Source organism: Marinobacter sp. (genome assembly GCF_041686475.1).
GTDB lineage: Bacteria > Pseudomonadota > Gammaproteobacteria > Pseudomonadales > Oleiphilaceae > Marinobacter.
This window is the reverse complement of sequence record NZ_JAWLDU010000089.1, coordinates 1-6864: the sequence shown is the minus strand read 5'-3', so window position 1 is coordinate 6864 and position 6864 is coordinate 1. Positions and strand designations below refer to the sequence as shown.

Sequence of the window (6864 nt, the reverse complement as noted above, 5' to 3'; positions counted from 1 at the left end):
GAAGCGGCGGTTCTCGATGAAGGCTGGCAGGAGCTGTGGCTTGGCGAAATGGATGAAGAAGCCGCGACAGCCTGGCTCCGCGAGCATGGCTTTGAAGATCCGCAAGGCAGCTATTCCGCTCTCAGTGACCTGCGGGGAACCCGTACTCTGCAAACGCTGCAGACCCAGGGCCGACAGCGGCTTAACAAGTTCATGCCCGTGTTGCTGGAAGCGCTGGTTCACGTAGACGGCCCGTCCCAGACCCTGTCCCGGGTTCTGCAGTTGGTGGAAGCCATTCTTCGGCGGACGGCCTACATGGTGCTGTTGATGGAGAATCCGGGTGCGCGAACCCAGCTGGTGCGCCTGTGCAGCGAGAGCCCGTGGATTGCCAGCCAGCTGGCGGAAACCCCATTGCTGCTGGACGAGTTGCTGAATGCAGAAAGCCTTTACAGCCCGCCGGCGAAAACCGAACTCCAGGATGACCTGCGCCAACAAATGCTGCGGATACCCTTCGAGGATCTCGAAGAGCAGATGGAAAATCTGCGGCACTTCAAGAAGGCACACATCCTGCGGGTCGCTGCCTCGGAGATCCGGGAAACCCTGCCGCTGATGAAAGTCAGCGATTACCTCACCTGGATTGCGGAAGTGGTGCTGGACCATGTGGTGGACGTCGCTTTCGCCAATCTTGTCAGCCGCCACGGGTATCCCCGGCGCAAGGATGGCTCCGCCTGCGACACGGATTTCGCCATTGTTGGTTACGGTAAACTGGGTGGTATCGAACTGGGCTATACCTCGGACCTGGATCTGGTGTTTATCCATGACGCTGACCCGGAACAGTCGACGGACGGAGAAAAGTCCATCGACAATGCCGTTTTCTATACCCGGCTGGGGCAGCGCATCGTCCACATTCTCAACACCCAGACGCCTTCAGGCCAGCTCTACGAAGTGGATATGCGCCTGCGTCCGTCCGGCAGCTCGGGGCTGCTGGTCAGCACCCTGACCGCTTTCGAGAAATACCAGCGCAACGATGCCTGGACCTGGGAACACCAGGCCCTGGCCCGCGCCCGTGGCGTGGCTGGTTGTAAAGAGACACTCGAATCCTTTGAAAAACTTCGCAGCGATATCCTTTGCCAGCAGAGGGACCGGGACAAGCTGAGGGAAGACGTAGTTACCATGCGCGAGAAAATGCGCACAACGCTGGGCACGCCGCAGGTTGAAGGTAAGGAACCTGAGGTTTTCCACATCAAGCACGACTTCGGCGGCATTATCGATATCGAGTTCATGGTGCAGTACCTGATGCTGGCCTGGTGCTCGGAGCATCCGGAGCTGACCCAGTGGTCCGATAATATTCGACAGATGGAGGAGCTGGGCCGTGCGGGGGTCTTGCCGGTCGAGGATACCGAAAAGCTTCGGAAGGTCTATATTGTGCTGCGTTCCACCATTCACCGCCGGGCGCTTCAGAACCTGAACAGCCAGGTGGCGGGGGATGCATTTCCCGAGGAACGTGACTACATCCGGAGTATGTGGAACCGTGTGATGCTGGAGTGATGGAACAGTGGTTGCGCCTCTTCGTCAGCCGGGTTTTTCCTGCTAGAATGCCGGGTCCCCGAAAAGAGCGCTTTAGGAGCAGAAACAATGTCGATGGCTGATCGTGATGGCTTCATCTGGATGGATGGCGAAATGGTTCCCTGGCGGGAAGCCAAAACCCACGTGCTGACCCACACCTTGCACTACGGCCTGGGCTGCTTCGAGGGCGTGCGAGCCTACAGCACAGAGAAGGGCGCCGCGATTTTCCGTATGAAAGATCATACCGACCGCCTGTTCCGCTCTGCCCATATCCTCAACATGAAGATGCCGTTCAGCAAGGACGAGCTGAATGCTGCCCAATGCGCGGCGGTTCGGGAGAACAACCTCGATGAAGCCTATCTGCGCCCGATGGTGTTCCTGGGCTCTGAAGGCATGGGCCTGCGTGCCGACAATCTGAAAGTCCACGTAATGGTTGCCGCCTGGAGCTGGCCGTCCTACATGTCGCCGGAGGCGAAGGAGATGGGCATCAAGGTTCGTACCTCGTCCTACACCCGTCACCACGTCAACATCACCATGTGCAAGGCGAAGGCCAACGGTAACTACATCAACTCCATGCTGGCCCTGAACGAGGCTATTTCCGGTGGCGCCGAAGAAGCTCTGTTGCTGGATAACGAAGGCTACGTTGCTGAAGGTTCTGGTGAGAACATTTTCATCCTGCGTGACGGCGTGCTCCACACCCCGGAGCTGACGTCCTGCCTGGAAGGCATCACCCGCCAGACCATCCTGGATTTCGCCAAAGAGCTGAACATACCGGTGAAAGAGCGCCGCATTACCCGCGACGAGGTCTACATCGCTGATGAGGCATTCTTCACTGGCACCGCTGCCGAAGTGCTGCCGATCCGTGAACTGGATGGCCGTGCGATCGGCGCCGGCAAGCGTGGTCCGCTGACTGAGAAGCTGCAAGGCATGTACTTCGACGCGGTGAAGGGTAAGAGCGCAGAGCACTCACACTGGCTCACAGAGGTTAACGGCTAACGCCGGGTTCCATTAACAACACCTGCAGGAAGAGCAAATGGCAGACGTTATCAAAGTGCCGGTCTCCTTCGGCGAAGTGCTGGACAAGATCACCATCCTCGAAATCAAATCCGAACGGATTGCCGACCCGGAGAAGGTGAAAAATGTTCGTCTGGAACTGGGGGAACTGAACGCTACCTGGAACGAGGCCGTTCCGGGTCAGGCCGCCATTGCGGACCTGCGCAAACAGCTGAAAGCCGTCAACGAGGAACTCTGGGAAATCGAAGACGACATCCGTGACCAGGAAGCCGCCCAGGATTTCGGCCCGAAATTCATCGAACTGGCCCGCGCTGTCTACGTAACCAACGACAAGCGCGCCGCCATCAAGAAAGAGGTCAACCTGGCCCTGGGCTCCCGCTTCGTAGAAGAAAAGTCCTACCAGGACTACACCGCCCGCAAGTAAAACGGCGCTCTCGGAAATTGGGATGTGTATTCCCTCTCCCCTCGCGGGAGAGGGTCAGGGAGAGGGGGGAGCGTTGCTAATGTTCAGCAACCCATCGATCCAGTATCCCCGTAACATCCTCCACAGAAACCATCTCCATAGCTCCCTCAAACTCCGCCTTGGCCCCCCAGCGAGCTTCGTCGACAGTTTTCCCCGTAAACCGCTCCAGCGCCTCGGGGTAACGATTCACGCACCATTCAAGCGAATTGTAAGGTCCGGACCGGTAAGGATTGCTGGCGGCATAAATGCCAAGCACATCCGTCCCCATTGCACTGGCAATATGCGCCGGGCCAGTATCCGGTGCTACCAAAAGATCGGCATGCTCCAGCAGCGCAGCCAGCTGCTTCAATGTATCCTTGCCACAGATGTTATGGGCCTGCTCCTCCATAGCATCTTCTATGGCATTGCAAAATTCCGCCTCAAAAGGCGCCGGACTGCCCACCAGAATCACCTTCATGCCATGAACATGAATTGCGTGATCCCCCAGGCGGGCATAACGCTCAGCCGGCCAGTTGCGGAGGGTGTGGCTGGCACAGGGGCTGATCACCAGGTTCTTGCGGTCGGTTGCGAGTTGCTGACGGGCAAACTCCTGATCTTCTGGAGTCAGGGGAATGTTCCATTTTGGTGCAGCCGCTTTCAGCCCCAGCGGTTCCAGAAAGCTCGCCAGGCAATCCCGCACATGCTGCTGTGGCGCCGGGGCAATCCGCCGATTGATGAACAGGCTGTGAAGATCTTTGCTACGGGCCTTGTCGTAGCCGACCTTTATTTTTGCCGGGATCATCGCGGCGGCCAGATTGGCCCGGAAGGCTACCTGCATGTGCAGAAGTGCGTCAAAGTTGCGGTTTTTCAGAGTATTGCGCAAGTCCGCGTAGCCCCGGCGGCCGGCTTTCTTGTCGAAAATAACAAACTCGACACCGGGCAGGTCACCAATCAGCTTGGCTTCAATTCGGCCGATTACCCAGGTGATTTTAACACCGGGCAATTGTTCTTGAAGGCTCAATACAACGGGGATGACATGGGTGACGTCGCCAATGGCGGACAGGCGTAATATGCAGATGGAGTTGATCAATGTACGGTCCGTTTCCAATCTTTAACTGCCGGATGTGGAGCCGGGGGAGGCTCGTTGGTAAACTGTGCGCCATTCTAGCCTAACCGGCTTTTAACGTCTTTACCCGGGAATCCGATGTTCACCGGGCCGAGGGTACCGATCTTTTGACAGTTGCAAAGGGCAGTCCTACACGTTCCGGAAAGTCATTACTGCTGGTATCGCCGGAGTATGAAGGTGTTACTGCGTCCTGGTTTTCTCCCGACTTCTGGGGCGACCGGGCAAAGCCGGTGACCTCCGGGGGGCGGGGTGGCGCCTGGTTTATCGAAACGGAACCTTCAGCCATGGTGCTTCGTCATTACAAGCGGGGCGGCCTGATGTCGCGGCTGGCAGAAAAGACGTACCTGTTTACCGGTTTTGATCAGGCCAGATCGCTGGCGGAATTCCGCCTGCTGGGCCGGCTCCGGTCCATGGGGCTTCCGGTGCCCGAAGCTGTCTCTGCTGTCGCCTGGAAATACCGGCTTTTCTGGTACCAGGCGGCGATACTGGTGAAACGCATACCGAACGCGGTTACGTTCCCAGACAGCTCACGCCTGAGCGATGAGTCGCTCTGGGAGCAGTTAGGACAGATTATTCGCCGTTTTCACGACAGCGGGCTCGATCACGTCGATCTGAACTGTGACAATATCCTGGTGGCGGACGAGCAGATTTATCTGATCGACTTTGACCGTTGCCGGCTAGCACCCGAGAGCGACAATGCAGCGAACTCCGCATGGAAGCACCGTAACCTGGAGCGGCTTCATCGTTCTGTGGGGAAACGGTGTAAGTATTTGCCCTCGACTCAACGTGAAAACCTCTGGCAGAAACTACTGAAGGCCTACCATCGCCATTCATAATGCCATTCCCCCAAGCAGGCCTGACCCACGTTAATGACTACAGTCGAACTTGAAGAAGAGCTCCATTCCAATACTCGCAGAACCCGAATTACCTATCGGGGCCTTGTGGGCGGTCAACCAGCAGCTATCAAGTGTTATCGGAAGCCACTATTCGGGCTGATTCACTGGCTACGGGCGCTACGACGAGGAAAGAAAATTCGTCGTGCGGGTGGTCCTGTCCCGCCCATTGTATTTGCCGGTTGGGTTAGGGCCGAGAAGTGTTTTGGCTACGGAACGGCTTTTCTGGAAGGGTATCGGCCCCTCAGAGCCGTGCTGATGCATGAAACATCTCGCTCTAGACAGATAGATATTATTCGCCTGCTTGGGCATACCATGGCTGATGCCCATAAGCGGGGAATTGAACAACCAGACGGTAATTTGACTAATTTTTTGATGGGGGCGGACGACGAACTCTCCATGGTTGATGAGGATGACATCCGCGTTCATTCTGGCATGCTGCCGATAGGGGTTGCCATTTCCAACCTCGCTAATGTTGCGGCCCGATTGCCTGATGAGGAAATGGTAAAAATCCTTTTAGAGGCCTATCTCGAAGTGGCTTTCGTGGCAAAATACTCAGAATGGGATGACGGAGCCTTCTGGGCTGGAGTAAAGGGCTGGAGGGAAATGCTGGAGGCAAAACGTGCCAGCCGGAATATAGCGCCTCGTCAATTTGACTGACGACCTGTTAATAGGGGCCATGAGAAAATGAAGCGTCTCAGAGCCCTTGCGTCCAATGGATTAATTTTTAGGAGCGTTTTCAAGGTCGATCGGTATTCCTGGATCAATCCAGCGTCTTTTTGCCTGCGGGCGAGAAGATTCAGGTAACGTGATGCGAGCTTGGGGTGTTGGGCGATAAAATCTGCATGCCTCTGAGCAACTACTGCGTCGCAGTTGGCTTGTCTCAGAAGGTTGTCATTAGTGCTCAGTCGAGGCCCTGTGTGAATAAAGAAATTAACGAGAGGTGCTGGAATAGCCCCACAGCCGCAACCTCGGCTTAACATGCGGAAAATAAGCTCCCTGTCCTCGGAAACACTGAGGGTTTCATCAAAGCAGTTAAACTCTCGGATGGAAGTAGCCCTGAACATCATGCCCGTGGTTCGTGTGTAAGCCGCGGCGGCATATGACAGTTCAGTTGCCGGCTGGCTCCGACGAATAAGGCAAGGAAGTCTCTGAGCAATGGAAGTGGTGCCTTTGGGGATATCAATAACATGGAGAGCCGGCCAGGAAAAATCGATGTCAGCCCCGTTATTGTCCATGAAATTAAGCAGTTCTGCAGAGTAGTCAGGGTCTAAGGTATCGTCGTCATCGAGAAACGCGACGTACGTGCCTTTAGCGTGTGAGAGGCCGGTATTACGAGCGGCAGAAGCGCCTTTAGGTGATGAATGACGGTGAATTGAAACTTCGGTCTCAAATAGATCGTCAGTGATAGGCGGGCTGCTACCGTCATCGACCACAATAACTTCGAGGTCGCTGAAGGTTTGAGCCGTCACTGACATGACGGCTTTTTTTAGCATTTCAGGTCGGTTATGAGTCGGAATGACAATAGATAGTTCAGGCATTAGCTTCGGCCATTAAGAAGTAAATGAATGATTGTATCTGAACTTCATTGTGGATTCAGATAGAAGCGAAACGTGAATTGTGGCGATCGGCTATGGAATTATGTTTAGTGGAGCGCAAGCCAGACATTAGACTCCATCATGGTATTTGAGGTGGACCCCATCAGTTGGACAGCCTGAAGGTGCAGTTAAGCTCTGATCCGGCTTTATTCCCGGCTCAAGCTGCCAGGGTCATGGGTTGTTGGTAGTACACCTCATCCGGTGTTTGGTAATCAAGGGTTTGGTGGTACCGGGTCTGATTGTAAT

General features: G+C 55.5%; 7 protein-coding genes. 5 read left to right on the top strand and 2 right to left on the bottom strand.

The genetic code is table 11. The annotated features are described in order from the left end of the window. The 3 genes from glnE to ACESMB_RS14005 form a co-directional block, all read left to right on the top strand. A partial coding sequence (gene glnE, locus ACESMB_RS14015) for a bifunctional [glutamate--ammonia ligase]-adenylyl-L-tyrosine phosphorylase/[glutamate--ammonia-ligase] adenylyltransferase (protein WP_372971873.1) occupies positions 1 to 1527 on the top strand: 1527 nt, incomplete at its 5' end. A gap of 87 nt (positions 1528 to 1614) precedes the next feature. Next, positions 1615 to 2541: a branched-chain amino acid transaminase gene (locus tag ACESMB_RS14010; RefSeq protein WP_372971872.1), complete on the top strand. Its 927-nt coding sequence runs from the start codon at positions 1615 to 1617 to the stop codon at positions 2539 to 2541. Between the two features lie 37 nt (positions 2542 to 2578). Beyond that, positions 2579 to 2983: a DUF6165 family protein gene (locus tag ACESMB_RS14005; RefSeq protein WP_372971871.1), complete on the top strand. Its 405-nt coding sequence runs from the start codon at positions 2579 to 2581 to the stop codon at positions 2981 to 2983. 76 nt (positions 2984 to 3059) lie between these two features. Here ACESMB_RS14005 and ACESMB_RS14000 read toward each other — a convergent pair whose 3' ends face one another. Then, positions 3060 to 4088: a glycosyltransferase family 9 protein gene (locus ACESMB_RS14000; RefSeq protein ID WP_372971874.1), complete on the bottom strand. Its 1029-nt coding sequence runs from the start codon at positions 4086 to 4088 to the stop codon at positions 3060 to 3062. Positions 4089 to 4234: 146 nt separating this feature from the next. On the opposite strand from ACESMB_RS14000, the gene ACESMB_RS13995 reads away from it, so the two are divergent. Both ACESMB_RS13995 and ACESMB_RS13990 read left to right on the top strand, forming a co-directional pair. Further along, entirely contained in the window at positions 4235 to 4963 is a 729-nt protein-coding gene (locus ACESMB_RS13995; protein WP_372971870.1) for a 3-deoxy-D-manno-octulosonic acid kinase, read from the top strand. Between the two features lie 315 nt (positions 4964 to 5278). Beyond that, a complete protein-coding gene (locus ACESMB_RS13990) occupies positions 5279 to 5680 on the top strand; it encodes a hypothetical protein (RefSeq protein WP_372971869.1) in 402 nt (133 codons plus the stop codon). On the opposite strand, the gene ACESMB_RS13985 is transcribed toward ACESMB_RS13990, so the two are convergent. Further along, complete coding sequence (locus ACESMB_RS13985; protein WP_372971868.1) at positions 5668 to 6561, bottom strand: glycosyltransferase family 2 protein; 894 nt, start codon at positions 6559 to 6561, stop codon at positions 5668 to 5670. The genes ACESMB_RS13990 and ACESMB_RS13985 overlap by 13 nt on opposite strands. Positions 6562 to 6864: the final 303 nt, after the last annotated feature.